This window comes from Pseudomonas sp. 13B_2.1_Bac1 (assembly GCF_025466155.1).
GTDB lineage: Bacteria > Pseudomonadota > Gammaproteobacteria > Pseudomonadales > Pseudomonadaceae > Aquipseudomonas > Aquipseudomonas aylmerensis.
Genome location: NZ_JANLOH010000075.1, coordinates 1 through 16,852, shown reverse-complemented (window position 1 = coordinate 16,852; position 16,852 = coordinate 1). Strand labels below are relative to the sequence as shown.

Annotated in this window: 13 protein-coding genes; 8 read left to right on the top strand and 5 right to left on the bottom strand. The window is 64.8% G+C overall.

Features of this window, described 5'->3' with window-relative positions:
• Positions 1-129 precede the first annotated feature (129 nt).
• From NTD80_RS17190 to NTD80_RS17155, 8 genes are all read left to right on the top strand, one after another.
• On the top strand, positions 130-2,583 hold the full coding sequence (locus NTD80_RS17190; RefSeq protein WP_213550827.1) for a TonB-dependent receptor plug domain-containing protein: 2,454 nt from the start codon (positions 130-132) through the stop codon (positions 2,581-2,583).
• A gap of 10 nt (positions 2,584-2,593) precedes the next feature.
• The gene (locus NTD80_RS17185) at positions 2,594-4,123 is read left to right on the top strand and encodes an FAD-binding protein (RefSeq protein ID WP_262134402.1); all 1,530 of its coding nucleotides are present in this window, start codon (positions 2,594-2,596) and stop codon (positions 4,121-4,123) included.
• Positions 4,120-4,485 carry a ferredoxin family protein gene (locus NTD80_RS17180; protein ID WP_262134401.1) on the top strand — a complete coding sequence of 122 codons (366 nt, stop codon included), beginning with the start codon at positions 4,120-4,122 and terminating at the stop codon, positions 4,483-4,485. The genes NTD80_RS17185 and NTD80_RS17180 overlap by 4 nt, the downstream gene beginning before the upstream one ends.
• A gap of 157 nt (positions 4,486-4,642) precedes the next feature.
• On the top strand, positions 4,643-5,617 hold the full coding sequence (locus tag NTD80_RS17175) for an ABC transporter substrate-binding protein (RefSeq protein ID WP_262134400.1): 975 nt from the start codon (positions 4,643-4,645) through the stop codon (positions 5,615-5,617).
• A gap of 12 nt (positions 5,618-5,629) precedes the next feature.
• On the top strand, positions 5,630-6,994 hold the full coding sequence (locus tag NTD80_RS17170) for an LLM class flavin-dependent oxidoreductase (protein WP_065906148.1): 1,365 nt from the start codon (positions 5,630-5,632) through the stop codon (positions 6,992-6,994).
• On the top strand, positions 6,991-7,674 hold the full coding sequence (locus NTD80_RS17165) for a peroxiredoxin-like family protein (RefSeq protein ID WP_262134399.1): 684 nt from the start codon (positions 6,991-6,993) through the stop codon (positions 7,672-7,674). The genes NTD80_RS17170 and NTD80_RS17165 overlap by 4 nt, the downstream gene beginning before the upstream one ends.
• A 62-nt stretch (positions 7,675-7,736) precedes the next feature.
• Complete coding sequence (locus NTD80_RS17160; RefSeq protein ID WP_262134398.1) at positions 7,737-8,906, top strand: acyl-CoA dehydrogenase family protein; 1,170 nt, start codon at positions 7,737-7,739, stop codon at positions 8,904-8,906.
• On the top strand, positions 8,903-9,850 hold the full coding sequence (locus NTD80_RS17155; RefSeq protein WP_262134397.1) for a D-isomer specific 2-hydroxyacid dehydrogenase family protein: 948 nt from the start codon (positions 8,903-8,905) through the stop codon (positions 9,848-9,850). Before NTD80_RS17160 ends, NTD80_RS17155 begins: the two co-directional genes overlap by 4 nt.
• 331 nt (positions 9,851-10,181) lie before the next feature.
• On the opposite strand, the gene NTD80_RS17150 is transcribed toward NTD80_RS17155, so the two are convergent.
• The 5 genes from NTD80_RS17150 to NTD80_RS17130 form a co-directional block, all read right to left on the bottom strand.
• Entirely contained in the window at positions 10,182-10,955 is a 774-nt protein-coding gene (locus NTD80_RS17150; RefSeq protein WP_262134396.1) for an energy transducer TonB, read from the bottom strand.
• Positions 10,952-11,398, bottom strand: coding sequence for a protein TolR (tolR, locus tag NTD80_RS17145; protein WP_065906140.1), 447 nt, complete (start codon positions 11,396-11,398; stop codon positions 10,952-10,954). Before tolR ends, NTD80_RS17150 begins: the two co-directional genes overlap by 4 nt.
• 15 nt (positions 11,399-11,413) lie before the next feature.
• Positions 11,414-12,106, bottom strand: coding sequence for a protein TolQ (gene tolQ / locus NTD80_RS17140; RefSeq protein WP_065906137.1), 693 nt, complete (start codon positions 12,104-12,106; stop codon positions 11,414-11,416).
• Positions 12,107-12,152: 46 nt separating this feature from the next.
• Positions 12,153-14,018, bottom strand: a complete 1,866-nt coding sequence (locus NTD80_RS17135) for a phytase (RefSeq protein WP_262134395.1) — start codon at positions 14,016-14,018, stop codon at positions 12,153-12,155.
• A gap of 75 nt (positions 14,019-14,093) precedes the next feature.
• Complete coding sequence (locus NTD80_RS17130) at positions 14,094-16,607, bottom strand: TonB-dependent receptor (RefSeq protein ID WP_262134394.1); 2,514 nt, start codon at positions 16,605-16,607, stop codon at positions 14,094-14,096.
• Positions 16,608-16,852: the final 245 nt, after the last annotated feature.

The window sequence follows — 16,852 nt, the reverse complement described above, 5'->3', positions numbered from 1 at the left end:
CTGTGGCAGCGGGCTTGCTCGCGAAGGCGGCGGTTCAGCCAGCTCATGGGTAGCTGACACCCCTTTCGCGAGCCAGCCCGCGCCCACACGGGATCTGCGGTGTTCTTTGGTCTCCTGGAATCAGCCCCCATGCCTCCATCCCGCTTTCAATACGGCGCAGTCGCGCTGACCCTGCTCGCCATAAATGTCCCGGCCCAAGCCGAAGACCCGGACAAAACCCTCGGTACCGTGGTGGTCACCGGCAACCGTGGCAATCAGGCGCGGACCATCGCCGACAGCCCCTCGCCCATCGACGTGATCAGTGCCGAACAGCTGCAGGCCAGTGGCAAGGTCGGCCTCAAGGAACTCCTGGCGCGCCTGCTGCCGTCGTTCAACCTGCCGGCGATCAATGGCGGTGGGACGTCGTGGTCGGTGCGCGGAGTGACCATGCGCGGGCTGTCCGGCGACCAGGTGCTGGTCCTGGTCAACGGCAAGCGTCGCCACAACACCGCGCTGATCAACAACCTGGCGCGCATCGGCACGGCGGCGGTACCGGTCAACCTCGACCTGATCCCGGTGTCGGCCATCGACCATATCGAAGTGCTGCGCGACGGCGCTTCCGCGCAGTACGGCTCGGACGCGATCGCCGGGGTGATCAATATCATCCTCAAGGAAAACGACAGCGGCGGCAGTGCCGAAACCTCCTTCGGCCGCTACGGCGCGGGCGACGGCGACACCGTGCACCAGACCGTCAACTACGGCCTGGCGCTGCCCAACGACGGCTTCGCCAACCTGGCGCTGGACAGCAAGGAACAGGAACCCTTCAACCGCACCGGCAGTGCCACCGGCCGCCTCTACGGCACCGCCGCCGCCCCCGACAGCCGCGACCAGACGGTCAACCGCCACGGCTGGAACCCCAGCTACGGCCTGGGTCGCGAGAAGGTCACCAACGCCAGCTACAACCTTGAACTGCCGCTACAGGACGACCTCAAGTTCTACTCGTTCTCCACCGCCAGCTACATGGAAACCACCAAGGTCACCGGCAACTACCGCCCCAATGAGATCACCTCCCTCGCCGGCGACCCGAACACGCCCTACCCCGATGGCATCCACGCGCAACGGCGCAACCGCACCAAGGACTTCCAGGTGGCGGGCGGCTTCAAGGGCCTGGTCGGTGGTTGGGACTACGACATCAGTTCAACCTGGGGTGAAGACGATTCGACCCTCAACGCCAACAACACCCTCAACCCATCCCTGGGGCCGACCAGCCCGACCTCGTTCAACCTGGCCTCGCAGATCTTCGACCAGTGGACCAACAACCTCGACCTCAGCCGCACCTTCGATATCGGCCTGAGCCACCCGCTGCAAACCGCATTCGGCTTCGAGTACCGCTGGGAGAAATACCAGATCGAGGCCGGCGACTACGCGTCCTATACGCCCGGCAACTACGTGCTGCCCAGTGGTCCCTTCGCCGGCCAAACACCGTTGCCGGGCCTGGCGTCGTATAACGGCACCAGCACCGCGGATGCCGGCGAGATCAGTCGCAGCAACGTCGCCAGCTATGTCGACCTGGGCCTGGACGTGACGGACCGCTGGTACATCGGCGCCGCCGCCCGCTATGAGCGCTATACCCAGGACATCGGCAGCACGTGGAGCGGCAAGCTGTCGACGCGCTTCAAGCTCACGCCCGAGTTTGCCCTGCGCGGCACGATCAACAACGGGTTCCGGGCACCGTCGCTGGCACAGACGATCTACGCCTCGTCGACCTTCACCTCCGGCGGCGTAGTCAACGGCCAGCAGGTCTCGGTACCGGTCAAGGTGCTGCCGGTGGACACCCCCGAGGCCCAGGCCCTGGGCGCGGAAAAACTCAAGCCCGAGAAGTCGCTGAACTACAGCCTGGGCTTTACCTACGAGCCGACCGCGAACTACCGGCTGACCACCGACCTGTACCAGATCGGCATTCGCGACCGCATCGTTTCCACCAGTCTGCTGGGCGGGCCGGCGGTGTCGCAGATCCTGGTCGCCAACGGCCTGTCGCCGGGCCTGTACGCGCAGTACTACACCAACGCCGTCGACACCCGCACCCGTGGCATCGACATCATCAACGAATACCGCCAGCAGCTCGACCAGTACGGCCAGGTGCGCTGGAGCCTGGCCTACAACTGGAACCAGACCAAGATCGAAAAACTCCAGGACACCCCACCCGCGCTGGCCAGCCTGGGCTCCAACTACCAGATCTTCGACCGCCGCCTGCAAAAGGACCTGACCGTCGCCACCCCGCAATCCAAGTTGATCCTGGCGGCCAACTGGAAGGTCAGCGCCTACACCCTCAACCTCGCCCTGACCCGCTTCGGCAGCTACATCGAAGGTGACAACAACCCGATCAACGATCGCAAGTTCAGCGCCAAATGGATCAGCGATGTCGACGCCGCCTACGACATCACCAAGCATTTCACCGTGGCCCTGGGGGCCAACAACCTGTTCAACGTCTACCCGGATAAAAAAGGCATCAAGGACTGGGCCGGCGGGTACGAGTATGGGCAGTTCTCGCCCTTCGGCTTTGGCGGCGCGTATTACTACACGCGCCTGGCGTACAACTTCTGAGGCGCGGGTGATGACTGAATTGAAAAGCGATGTATTGATCATCGGCGGCGGGCTGGCGGGCACCTGGGCCGCCATCGCGGCGGCGCGCGAAGGGGCCAGGGTGATCCTCGTCGACAAGGGCTACTGCGGCACCAGCGGCGTGACCGCCACCGCCGGTCCCGGTCACTGGTGGGTGCCACCCGACGCCCGTGAAGCGGCCATCGACAAACGCCTGGGCACCGCCTATGGCCTTGCCGATGCACGCTGGATGGCCCGTGCTATCGACACCACCTGGACCAGCCTGCCGGGGCTGAGCGGCTACTACGACTTCCCGCAGGACGCACATGGCGTGACCCAGTATCGCGGGCTGCGCGGCCCCGAATACCTGCGCGGCCTCAGGCGGCGCGTGCTGGACAGTGGCGTGACGATTCTCGACCACCACCCAGCGCTGGAACTGCTGCGTGACGATCACGGCGCAGTGGTCGGCGCACGCGGCTGGCGCCGCCAGGCCGGCGGTGACTGGCTGATCCGCGCGGGTGCGGTGGTGCTGGCCACGGGCGGCTGTGCGTTCCTGTCGCGCCTGCTGGGCAACCACACCAATACCGGCGACGGTTACCTGATGGCCGCCGAAGCCGGCGCCGAACTGTCGGGCATGGAGTTCTCCAACTATTACTGCATCGCCGCCGCAGGCAGCAGCATGACCCGCTCGATGGTGTACAGCTTTGGCGAATATTTCGATGCCGCGGATCGGCCGCTGGGGATTGCCACCGGTCCTGGCTTCACCGAAGACCTGGCCAGGGCGCTGCTCAACGGCCCGGTGTATTGCCGCCTGAACCGCGTGCCGCCGGATATCCGCGCACAACTGCCGAGTATCCAGCCCAACCTGATGCTGCCGTTCGACCGGCGCGGGGTCGACCCTTATCGCCAGCGATTCGCCGTGACCCTGCATCCCGAAGGCACCATTCGCGGCGTCGGCGGTTTACGCCTGGTCGATGACGATTGCCAGACCACCGTGCCCGGCGTCTTCGCTGCCGGGGATGCCGCCAGCCGCGAGCCGATTGCCGGCGCCACCTCCGGCGGCGGCGCGCAGAATTCGGCCTGGGCGCTCTCCACCGGGCAATGGGCCGGTCGCGGCGCAGCGCGGCTGGCCCGCCAAAAAGCGCTGTATCTCGGCGCGCTGCGAGGCTTTGACGGCGCGGCGGGCGGCAGTGCCGAACTGATCCAGCGCATCCAGGCCGAAGTCCATCCGCTGGACAAGAACCTGTTCCGCAGCGGCGCCCAACTGGCGCGCTCGCTGCGTGAACTGGACAACCTCTGGGACCAGATCAGCGACGGCCCACCCTGCCCCGAAAACCCATTGCGCGCCCGCGAAACCGTGGCCATGGCCGCCACCGCGCGCTGGTGCTACACCGCCGCCGCGTTGCGCAAGGAAAGCCGCGGCATGCACCAGCGCAGCGACACACCGCGGCAGCATTCGCAGTTCGACGCGCATTTGCGGTTGGCTGGAGTGGGCCAGGTGCTGGCGCGTTTCGACCCCATCCATCAAGGCCAACCACAATGATTGAACTGATCTACTCCGACCTGTGCAACGGCTGTGGCCAATGTGTCGCCGTGTGCCCCACCAATGTGCTTGCCGCCAATGCCCTGGGCAAACCCGTGATCGCCGACCAGTTGGCCTGCCAGACCTGCTTCATGTGTGAGCTGTATTGCAGCAGCGATGCGCTGTACGTCGACCCCGACTGCGAGCAGCTGCGCCACCCCGATCCCGTGGCAGTCCGCGAAGCCGGGCTGCTCGGCCAATACCGCCGCGACTCGGGCTGGGACGAATGGGCCGATGACCCTGCCCACCGCAACGAGCACTGGCGCATGGATGGCATCTTCGCCTTGGCCCGCAGCGCGCCGCCAAATGCAATTAGAGAATAATCAATTCACACATAATCAAATATTTTAATAATTAACATATAACCAAAAAGAACTTCACAGCGAGTTTTTATGGGCATAACGTTAACCCCATTCACCGACCCCTTCTCCAGGCGGAGGTAACCGAACCCCTTCTTGATCTGCCTGGAGCCTGCATCCCATGGTCTTTACCACCCCCTTCAAACGCTTGCTCCTGGGCGCCGCCCTTGCCCTCGGCCTGAGCGGCGGCGCCCACGCCGCCGACCTGCAGCCACTGCGGGTGGCCAACCAGAAATCCACCATCAAGGCTCTACTGGAAGTCTCTGGCGAAACCAAGAACGTCCCGTATGAAATCCAGTGGTCGGAATTCCCCTCCGCCTCGCCCCTGGGCGAAGCCTTGAATGCTGGCGCCGTGGACATCGGCGCCCTCGGTGATGCGCCCTACGTGTTCGCACTGGGTGCCGGTGCCTCGCTCAAGGTGGTCAGCATCATCCACGCCGAAGGGCGCAATACCACCGCGCTGCTGGTGCCCAAGGACTCGCCGATCAAGACTGTCGCCGACCTCAAGGGCAAGAAGATCGTCACCGGGCGCGGCTCAATCGGTCATTACCTGGCGATCAAGGCCCTGGCCACTGCCGGGCTGACCACCAAGGATGTGCAGTTCATTTTCCTGTTGCCCAGCGAATCACGCCTGGTGCTGGATAACGGCACCGCCGACGCCTGGGCCACCTGGGACCCGTACACCACCGTGGTCACCTCGCAAAGCCAGGCCCGCGTGCTGATCAGTGGCAGCAACCTGCTGAGCAACCACCTGTACCTCGCCGCCACCAGCCAGGCCATCGCCGACAAGCGCCCGCAACTCGACGACTTTGTCGCGCGCCTCGACCGCGCCTATGCGTGGGCCAACAGCCACCCCAATGAATACGCAGCGGCCCAGGCCAAGATCACCGGCCTGCCGCTGGCAGTCCACGTGGAAGTGGCCAAGGACACCCGCCTGAGCCCGGTCGCCATCGACGACTCGGTGATCAGCGGCCTGCAAGCGACCGCCGACACTTATCAAAAAGAAGGCCTGTTGACCAAGCACATCGACGTGTCGCAAGGCTTCGACAAGAGCTTTAACGCCAAGCGTGTCCCCTTTTCCCAAGCATCGCGCTAACAGGAGCAGAACATGAGCAAGCCACATCCCTCCAAGCCACGCCATTTGAAACTGGGTGCCATGGTCCACGGTGTCGGCCACGGTTGGGGCGAATGGCGCCACCCGAACGCCCAACCGAATGCCAGCACCCACTTCGGGTTCTACAAGCAGCAGACTGAACTGGCCGAAGCTGCCAAGTTCGACTTCGTGTTCATCGCCGACAGCCTGCATATCCATGCCAAATCCAGCCCGCACTACCTCAACCGCTTCGAGCCGCTGACGATCCTCTCGGCCCTCGCCGCCATCACCACGAACATCGGTCTCGTTGCCACAGTGACCGTCAGCTACACCGAGCCCTACCAAGTGGCTCGCCAGTTCTCGTCGCTGGACCATATCAGCGGCGGCCGCGCCGGCTGGAACGTGGTGACCTCATGGCTCAGCGGCACCGCCGACAACTTCGGCAAGGCCGAGCACCCGCCCCACGCCGTGCGCTACCGCATCGCCAAGGAACACGTGAACGTGGTCAAGGGCCTGTGGGATTCCTGGGAAGACGACGCCTTTGCCTACAACAAGCAAAGCGGCGAATTCTTCACCCCGGACAAGCTGCATGCACTGAATCACAAGGGCGAGTTCTTCGCGGTCAAGGGCCCGCTCAACATCGCACGCTCGCGCCAGGGTCAACCGGTGATTTTCCAGGCCGGCACCTCGGAGGATGGGCGCAACTTCGCCGCCGAAAACTCCGACGCGATCTTTGTGCACGTGGAGAGCATCGAGGAAGGCCTGGCCTATTCCCAGGACCTCAAGCGCCGCGCCACAGGCTTTGGGCGTGACGCCGACAGCCTGTCGATCCTGCCGGGTATCCGGCCGATTGTCGGCCGCGATGAAGCCGAAGTGGAACGCCGCTATCAGCAGGCCGTGGACCTCGTCACCGTTGAAGACGCGATTGTCGCCCTCGGCCGCCCGTTCAATGACCACGACTTCAGCAAGTACCCCCTGGACGCACCCTTCCCGGAACTTGGCGACCTCGGCGCCAACAGCCAGAAAGGCGGCTCCGACCGGATCAAGCAACTGGCCAGGGACGAAGGCTTGACCCTGCGCGAAGTGGCGCTGCGGTTCTCGCGGCCCAAGCGTGATTTTGTCGGCACCCCGGAGCAAGTCGCCGATGCCATCCAGACCTGGTTCGAGCGCGGTGCCAGCGACGGTTTCATCATCAACTCGGTGCTTCCGGACGGCCTGCAGTACTTCACCGAACTGGTAGTGCCCGTGTTGCAACAGCGCGGCCTGTTCCGCACCGAGTACAGCGGCCACACGCTGCGCGACAACCTTGGCCTGGACGTGCCGGCCAACCGCTACAGCGTCGCCGCCGAGGTCGAAGCGCAACAGGAGGCGCTGGCATGAGCGAATCCCTCAACCGTCAATTAGCGGCTCTGCACGCCGAACGCGTGGCTTCCTGGGCACCGGCGGCGTTGCAGGTCAACATCGACCAGCGCCAGCGCCTGGTCGATGAAGCACGGCCCGACGACTACGTGCAGGTCGGCGATGAACTGGACCCATTCACCCTGCTCAATGTGGAAGGCGGCGAACTCAACCGCGAACTGTTGCTGGCCGATGGGCCGGCGGTGCTGATCTTCTTCCGCTTTGCCGGCTGCCCGGCGTGCAATCTCGCCCTGCCCTATTACGAACGCCAACTCTACCCACGCCTGCGCGAACTGGGGGTGCCGCTGGTGGCGGTCAGCCCGCAGGTGCCTGAGCGGCTGGTGGAGATCAAGACCCGCCATAACCTGCAATTGCTGGTGGCCAGCGACACCGACAACAACCTCGGCCGGCGCCTGGGCATCCTCTACAGTTTCGACGAAGCCTCGCGCAACGCCGCATTGGCCAAGGGCAACCACATCGGCGACACCACCGGCACCGGGACCTGGGAACTGCCGCAACCGACGGTGGTGGTGATCGCCAGGCACGGCACCGTGGCCTTCGTCGAAGTGAGCCCGGATTGGCTGGTGCGCACCGAGGCCGAGCCGGTGCTGCAGGTGGTGGAGCGACTGCTGGGCCAACAGCCCGTACGCATCGCTATCTAAGCCCACAACCCCCTGTAGGCGCCGGCTTGCCGGCGCCCACATTTTTGACCGAGTACATTGTTATGACCCAACCGTCTCTGCGCTCCGTGGAAGTCGCCAACTTCGAAGCCCTGCTCGAACGCCTCAGCGCCGAGCTGGCGAGCACCGCGCACCTGTATGACGAGAGCGGCGCGTTCCCGCATGCCAACTTCAAGTTGTTGCATGCACACGGCCTGGTCGCCCTCACCGTGCCCAAGGCCCTGGGCGGCGGCGGCGCCAGCCTGCCGCAGGCGCGCAAGGCGATCAGTGCGATTGCCAGGGGCGAGCCGTCCACTGCGCTGATCCTGGTGATGCAATACCTGCAACACACCCGCCTGCAAGACAGCAAGAACTGGCCGGTCCACCTGCGTACGCAAGTGGCCGAGGACGCGGTGCGCGACGGTGCCTTGATCAATGCGCTGCGCGTCGAACCCGACCTCGGCACCCCGGCCCGTGGCGGCCTGCCGGCGACCACCGCAGTGCGCACCGCCGAGGGCTGGCGCATCAGCGGGCGCAAGATCTACTCCACCGGCAGCCATGGCCTGAGCTGGTTCAGCGTGTGGGGCCGCAGCGATGACGCCGACCCGCTGGTGGGCGCCTGGCTGGTGCCCAAGGACAGCCCCGGCGTGAGCATTATCGACACCTGGGACCACCTGGGCATGCGCGCCACCTGCAGCCATGAAGTGGTGCTCGACAATGTGCTGGTGCCGCTGGACCACGCCGTCAGCGTCAGCCCCTGGAGTGCCCCGCAGCCGGAGCTGGATGGCGATGGCTTCCTGTGGATGTCGGTGCTGCTGTCATCGGTGTACGACGCGGTGGCCCAGGCCGCGCGGGACTGGCTGGTGAACTGGCTGGAGGAACGCAAACCGTCCAACCTCGGTGCAGCGTTGTCGACACTGCCGCGTTTTCAGGAAACCGTCGGGCATATCGACACCCTGCTGTTTGCCAACCGCAGCCTGCTGGACGCCGCCGCCGAAGGTCATACCCCGGCAGCCAACGCGGCCCAGTTGAAGTACCTGGTCACCAACAATGCCATCCGCGCGGTGGAACTCGCCATCGAGGCCTCGGGCAACCCCGGCCTGTCGCGTCACAGCCCGCTGCAACGACACTACCGCGACGTGCTCTGCAGTCGCGTGCATACCCCGCAGAATGACGCCGTGCTGCAAGGCGTCGGCAAAGCGGTCTTCGCCCAACGCCAGAAGGAACGCACATGAGTCAGGTGATTATTGCCAGCCAGCTCGACGAGGATTACAACGACGTGATCCGCGAGCGCCTGCGCGCGCTGCACGCCGACGCCGAAGTGATCGGCGTGCCGCCAGGGGTGCCGAGCGACCTGCCGCCGCAGGCGAATATCCTGCTGCTGCGCCCGATCAACGTGCGCGGCTACACCGCCCCGGACACCCCGCCACCGGGCTGGCCCTACGGTGCACAGTGGGTGCACCTGGTGTCGTCGGGCATCGATTTCTACCCGCAATGGCTGTTCAACGGGCCACCGGTGACCACCTCCCGAGGCAGCGCGGCCGACAACCTCGCCGAGTTCGCGTTGGCGGCGATCTTTGCCGCGTCCAAGCATTTGCCGGACATCTGGGTGAAGGACGCCCAGTGGCATTTCACCCCGTTGCGCCCGCTCAAAGGCACCACGCTGGGCATCCTCGGCTTCGGCGCAATTGGCGCGAGCCTGGCGCAGAAGGCACTGGCCCTGGGCATCCAGGTCGTGGCACTGCGCCAAAGCCAGGTGCCGTTTGGTGTTGCCGGTGTGGAAGCGGCCAAGGACATCCACGACCTGTTCGCCCGCGCCGACCACCTGGTGGTGGCAGCCCCGCTGACCGAATCCACGCGGCATATCATCAACCGCGATGTACTCGGCAGCGCCAAGCCCGGGTTGCACCTGATCAACATCGCGCGCGGCGGCCTGCTGGATCAGGAGGCGCTGCTCGAAGCACTCGACAACGGACAGATCGGGCTGGCATCGCTGGACGTGACCGAACCGGAACCACTGCCGGATGGGCACCCGTTGTATACCCACCCGAAAGTCAGGTTGTCGCCGCACACCTCGGCCATTTCCACCAATAGCCGCAACGAGATTGCGGACACGTTCCTGGCGAATCTGGAGAAGTATGTCGCAGGGGCTGAACTGGCCAATCTGGTCAACACCTGACACAGCCACATTGCAAGGATCTACAGACTTACACCGTCTAAAAATGTGGGAGCGGGCTTGCCCGCGAAGGCGCCGTGTCAGTCAACACACTCATCGACTGACCCACCGCTTTCGCGAGCAAGCCCGCTCCCACAGGGGGCCCGGTGTTGACTACGGGATATCACTTGATGCGGTAGTGGAGATTGCAAGGATCTGCAGACTGCACCGATTACAAAGGTGGGAGCGGGCTTGCCCGCGAAGGCGGACTGTCAGTCAACACATTCATCGACTGACCCACCGCTTTCGCGAGCAAGCCCGCTCCCACAGGGGGGCCGGTGTTGGCTACGGGATATCATTTGATGCGGTAGTGGAAGGTGTTGCGCACCGCCGGCACGGGAACGGCTTTGCCGTCAACGATCCTGGGCTGGTAGCGGAAGGTGTTCGCCGCTGCCAGTGACGGCCGGATAAACAGGGGGTGGCAGTCATCGAGCACCTTGAGGTTTTCCACGCGGCCCTGGGTGTTCACCGTGTATTCCACCGAGCAGTCGCCTTCGATGTTCTTGTCGAGGGCGCGCTCGGGGTAGTCCGGCGCCTCCTTGCTCAAGGGCTGGTATTGGCGGCTGTCGAAGGCCGGTGCCGGCGCTGCTGCGGGGGCAGCGACGCGGGCTTTTTCGGCGGCCAGGCGCTGCTGGTCGAGGCGTTGTTGCGCCTGTTCTCGATTGCGCTGCTCGGTGGCCAGGCGCTGCTGTTGCGCCTCGATTTTCTGCTCTTCGACGCGCTTGCGTGCCAACGCGGCCTTCTCGAGTTTCTGCGCCTGGACCTGTGGATCGACCGTGGGTTTGACCGGCACAGGCACGGGCACAGCCACAGGTTCCGGTGGCGTGAAGGCCACCGGCTCAGGTGCGGGAACAGGCACGGGCGCAGGCGGCAGCATCACCAATTGGGTATGCATGACCCTGGGTGTGTCCTCGGGCACTTTTTCCGCCGACCAACCCAGCATCAGCGCAGCCAGCACCCCTGCGTGCAGCGCTACCGCCAGGCTCGCCGCGACGCTGTTTCTCCAGAACCCGGACGACTCCCGGGGCGTCAGCGTCAGCGTCTCACTGTGCATGATCATCGCCGTCATTGCGGGGCCTCGGTCACCAACCCCAGGTTGCTCACCCCGCCTTTCTGCAATACCGCCATCGCCGCGACCACACGCCCGTAGCCGGCGTTATCGTCGGCGCGGATGTACACCTGGGTGTCGCTGCGCGCCGCCACAACCTGCATGACCTTGGCGCCCATTTCGTCGAGGGTCACGGCGCTGTCGGTCTGGTGCTGGGTATCGAGTTCGCCGCCAAGGTTCCAGTAATAGCCGCCGTCAGCCTTCACCGACAGCGTGAGGATCTGCTGGCGCGTGTCGGTGGCCAGCGCCTCGGCGGCGACCTTGGGCAGATCAATCTTCACGCCCTGGGTCAGCATCGGCGCGGTGACCATGAAGATCACCAGCAGCACCAGCATCACGTCGATATACGGCACCACGTTCATCTCGGCCTTGGGCCCGTGCTTGCGTTGCGGCCTGGTTAACATCGGCTTGCTCCTTGTTCAGGCGGCCACGGCCAGGTTGATCGGCGTACCGCGCAGGGTGCGGTGCAGGCGTACTTGCAGCTCGTTGCCGAAGGCGTAGTAGCGCGTGAGCAGCGTCTGGCTTCGCGCGGCAAAACGGTTGTAGGCGATCACTGCGGGGATCGCCGCAAACAGGCCGATGGCCGTGGCAATCAAGGCTTCGGCAATGCCCGGCGCCACCGTGGACAAGGTCGCCTGTTGCACCTGGGACAGGCCGATGAACGAGTTCATGATCCCCCACACCGTGCCGAACAGACCGATATAGGGACTGACCGAGCCCACGGTCGCGAGGAACTGCAAGCCTTTTTCCAGCTCGACTTCCTGCTCGGTGATCGCCACCTGCAAAGCGCGCTCCACACCTTCCAGCACCGCCGGGTCATGGCTGTGCAGGTGCTGGTATTCATGGACCCCGGCGATAAAGATCGGCGCCACGCCGCCCTCACCTGCCTGCACGGTTTCACGGCACAACGCCTGCAAGTCCGGCGCCGCGCGAAAGCGCTGCACGAAGCCATTCAACTGGCGCTCAAGGCGCCGCAGCACACTGGCGCGCTGGATGATCAGGTACCAGCTGAGCAACGAGGCCAACAGCAAGGTGAGCATTACGGCCTTGACCAACAGGCTGGCGTCGCTGATCAAACCCCAGATCGTCATATGTTCCATCGTCGCATGCATGGTGATGTCCTATTCGATTAAAAAGTGATGACCGGGTGATGACGGTTCAGGGCAATTTCAGCGCGCGGGTCACGTCGGCCCAGGGCACGAACTTGAAGTTCTGGGTCTGCTCGGGCATGCGCTTGCGCCCGTCCTGCACCACCAGCATGCCCTGGCTCCATGGCCCGCCGAGGTTGATGGCGGTAACTTCCAGGCCATCGGTTTCCGAGGCGCCATCGATGCCGGCGGCCGCGTTCAGGCCGACGCGGAAAGCGCCGTGCACGGCAAACGGCGGTTCGGCATCCACCACCAGGTAGCTGTCATTGCCTTGGCTGGAGATCACCAGGTAGTCGCGCTTGTCGCTCTGGTACAGCGCCAGGCCTTCGACGTCCGCGTGCAGTTGCGGGCCGACCTTGATCACGTTGGTCAGGGTCGCCGGTTGATCGGCGCGGGCGTCCACCGCCCACACGCCGACATCTTCCTCGCCGATAAACAGGCGCTGGCGCTGGTCGTCGGCCACGCAGCCTTCGGGTTGGCTGTCGACCTTGAACTGGCGCACCAGCTCACCCTGCGCCCGGCCATCCGGCGCGCTGAGACGGTATTGCAGGAAGGTGCCGTCCTTGCCGTTGGCGATCGCGTAGATCTCCCCACTGGCCGGCTGGAACAGGCAGATGCCGTAGATTTCCTTGAGCGGCGTCGGCACTTCACCGACTTCGCGCAACTCGCCGCTCTGGCGGTCGATGCTGAACAGACTCAGGCTGTTGTGATCACGATTGCTCGCCACGGCCAGGTCGACCGTGCGCTGGCCGAGTTTGAAGTTGGGGCGTACATCGACGTTGTTGAGGCGCCCGACGGCCAGCTCCTGCAGCAGCTTGCCGTCGAGGTCATAGGCGAGCAGGCCCTGTTTCTTGTTGGTGCCGAGCACGCGGCTTTTCGCCGGTTGCGCGGGGTGAATCCAGATCGCCGGATCATCCGCCGCATCGCCCTGGCGGCCGACCGGGTCGGTCTGGCGCACGGCGGCGACTTCCGGCAGCACCGGCACCGCCGCCACCGGCTGGGCCTGCCAGTCGAGGGTGGCCTGGTAGAGCGCGCCGGTGTCGTCGTCACGCACCAGCAGTTGCCGGCCGTTGACCGTCAGTTGCTCCGGCTCTTTGAGGCCTGGCAGGCTCAGGCTCGATTGCTCGACCCAACGTTCGCCGGTGTGCTGGAACAGGTGCAGTTGGGCGGTCTTGGGATCCAGTGCGACCATCCCGCCGGGCACCGACGCGATGGCCCCGGCTTCGCGCTTGGGCGTGTCGAACAGCGCCACCGGCGTGCGCTTGACCTCGGCTTCCGGGTGCGCCGGGTAGGCCCACCAGCCGATGTTTTCCTCATTCACCAGCAACTGCTGGGTGGCGTCATCGACCTGGCAGAACTGCGCCGACGGCGGCAGCGGCACCCCGCGCACGCGCTGGGCCTCACTCAATAACGTGGCGCCATTGCCCACCAGCCATTGCTCGCCCTTGCCCTCTTCACCGACCAGGAAAACAAACAGGTTGGCTGCTGCATCGCGGTAAAGGCACAGGCCATTCACCGCAAAGTCGCGGGTCGGCAAGTACAGCGGCTTGCCAAAGCGCTTGCCGGCGACATCCAGGTTGATCAACAGCGCCTGCTGGCGGTCGTTGTCGAGACTGGCGGCCACCACCTGGGCGCCGGCGGCGCGGGTGTCGAGGCTGCTGAAATTGCCCTCGAAACGCGCCAGTTCCGCGCCTTGGCGATCGAGCAATTGCAGGCCGTCGCGGGTGCCGGCGGCCAGGCGCTCGGGGCCGTTGGGCAGGAAGGCCACGGCTTCAGCCTTCAGGCCCGGTGCCCACGGGGTCAGCGCCAGGTCTCCGGCCAGGGCGTGGCCGCAGGTGGCCAGGGCAATCAACAGGTACAGCTTGGACATTCTCATTAACGTGCAAATCCTTCGAATACGGTGGAGATCAACTCCAGGCAAGCCAGCGCCTGCAGTTGGAATGTGTTGAGTTCAGAAATGGGTGAAGGTCAGGCCCAGCTTGTAGGTCGGGCCGTACTCTTCGTATTGGCCGTTGTAGCTGCGATGGCCGGTGTAGACGAAGTACGACTCATCGGTGAGGTTCTGCGCCTCGAAGCTGACCTGCAGGTTTTTGCTCAGCGAGTAGCGCGCGCTGAAGTCCACGAAGGTCTGCGCGTCGACGTGCAGGTCGTGGGCCTTGTCGTTGATCGAGGCGAGTTCATACAGGTACGCCGACTTGTAGTTGGCCGACACGCGCAGGCTGAGCCTGTCGTTTTCCCAACCGAGCATCAGGTTGCCGACGGTGTCCGACTGGTTCGGCAGGCTGATGTTGCGCTTGCGGTTACGGCCGCTGGCACTGTCGAAGCCTTCGATATCAGCGCTGGAGCGGCTGAACGTGCTGTTGGCACCGATCAGCAAGCCGTTCCATGGCGCGGGCAACCAGTCGAATTTCTGCGAGTAGGCCAGTTCCAGGCCGTAGAGCTTGGCGCTGTCGCCGTTGGCGTAGGTATGGGCCTCGGCGAAGTTGGTCCAGGCGCCAGTGCCGGCCAGGTCGGTGTTGTAGACGAAATTCTTGATGTCTTTGTAGAACACGAACGCCGACACGGTCCCGGCGCGGCCCATGAAATGCTCGATGCCCAGGTCCAGGTTGCTCGACTCCAGGGGCTTGAGGTCCGGGTTGCCGAAGGTGGCTTCGTCATCGTCGATGACAAACCCCGGCGCCAGCTGGCCGAAGGTCGGGCGCACCACGGATTTGGTCCAGGCGGCGCGCAATTGGGTGTTCTTGTCGATCTGGTAGCGCGCATGCAGGCCGGGCAGCCAGTGGTGATAGCGACGCTTGGTTTCGGTGGGCGTGAACACCCCATCGGTCGCGCCGGTGCCCTTGGCTTCGAACTCGGTGCCCTCGTAGCGCAGGCCGGCGATAAAGCGCCAGTCGTCGATATCGACGGTGTTCATCAGGTAGCCGGCATTGATGTCCTCGCGGATGGTGAAGTCGTTGACCCGCGATTCGGTCTCGTCATAGAAATCCGCCGGGTTGAGACTGCCGATCAACTGCTTGATCGCGCCAGGGCTGATGCCGGGGCCGTAGTTGCCGAGGCGATAGTCGACAGTGCCTTTCTGAAATTGAGTGAGGTTGAGCTGGTCGGCGGTGAAGCCCAGGGTGTCGAAGTCTTTGTAGACCCAGGCCTCCAGGTCGTTGTCCTTGTTGCGACGGCTGACCTTGCCGCCGAACTTGACCTGGGACGCGTAGCCGCCGAGGTCATAGTCGCGGGCCAGGTCCAGGCGCAGGTTTTTCTCGGTGTCCTTAGTGTTCTGCTTCTCCCAGTCGACCTTGTCGAGGGTGAAGTTGTTCGCGTCGTAGAAACCGGCGCCGATGATCGGGCGTGGCTTGTCCTTGTCATAGAAGCCGCTGTTGGCGAAGTCGCCGCCGTCAAAAGTGGCGCCGGCAATGTGCGCCGGGCTGTCTTCGCTGGACTGGCTGTAGCCGGCCTGGCCGCTCAAGGTCCAGAGGCCGAGCATGCGCTCGCCGCCGAACACGTAGGACTGGATCTCCTGGGTTTCCTCGCGGTTCTTCAGCTTACGCTTGCCCTCGGCATCGCCCAGTTCGCCGGGCGCCTGGGGGTCGGCAAACTCGATGCTGGTGGAGTTGCGGGTCTCGGTGTCCTTGTAGCGGCTGTAGAGAGTGCGCAGGTAGTAGCTGCTGAGGTCATCGGGCTTGTAGTCGAAGTTCAGGCCGCCCCCGGCGCGTTCGCGGCTGATGTCGTAGTCGCGCTGTTCGAACTCGTTGAGTCTGGCGCCATCGGTGAAGTCCCAGGCGCCGCCGGTCTCGACGTTGTCCGAGCCGAAATCGCGCTTCTGCCAGCTGAGGGCGGCGGCCACGCCAAAGTTGTCGATGCCATCGCCAAGGCTGAAACGGTTACTGGCGGCGCCGGAGAACTTGGGGCTGGTCTGGCGGGTGTTCTTGTCGTAGCTGGCCTCGCTGCTGCCGGTGTAGAACAGGCCCTTGTGGTCGAAGGCCGACAGGCTTTGCACGTCGACGGTGCCGCCGAGGGAGTTGGCGTCCATGTCCGGCGTGAGGGTCTTGATCACCGACAGCGATTGCACCAGTTCCGAGGGCAACACATCGAGCGCCACCGCGCGGCGCGCGCTTTCCGGCGCGGGCACCAGGGTGCCGTTGATGGTCACGCTGTTGAGGTCCGGGCCCAGGCCGCGCACGCTGACAAAGCGCCCTTCACCCTGGTCGCGCTCGACGCTGATGCCCGGCAGGCGCTGCACCGCTTCGGCGACGTTTTCATCCGGCAACTGGGCCACGCCGTCGGCATGCACCACGCTCTTGATGCTGTCGGAGCGGCGCTGCTCCTTGAGCGCCTGGTCCATGGCGGCAGCCTGGCCGACCACTTCGACGTGCTCGGTGGTGGCCGCCTCGGCAGCGTTGAGCCGCTCGCTGGCCATCGCCAGGGCCAAGGCAGTGAGCGTGAAGCTGACGAGCCCGGTGCGCTTGTACATGCAATCCTCCCCAAGAATCCATTGGCGCCAGGCAAGAGGCCCGGCAACTGGGAGGGCAAGCTAGGGGTGGGGGATGACGGTTCTGTGACAGGGATCGGCACGAAGGCCCGTAAACCGGGCTTTTGAGGCCATAGGCTGGGGCAAATGAGCTGATATGACCTCGATTAAGTGTGGGAGCGGGGGGGGGGGGGGGGGGGGGGGGGGGCGGCCCGCGGGGGGGGGGGGGGGGGGGGGGGGGGGGGCCC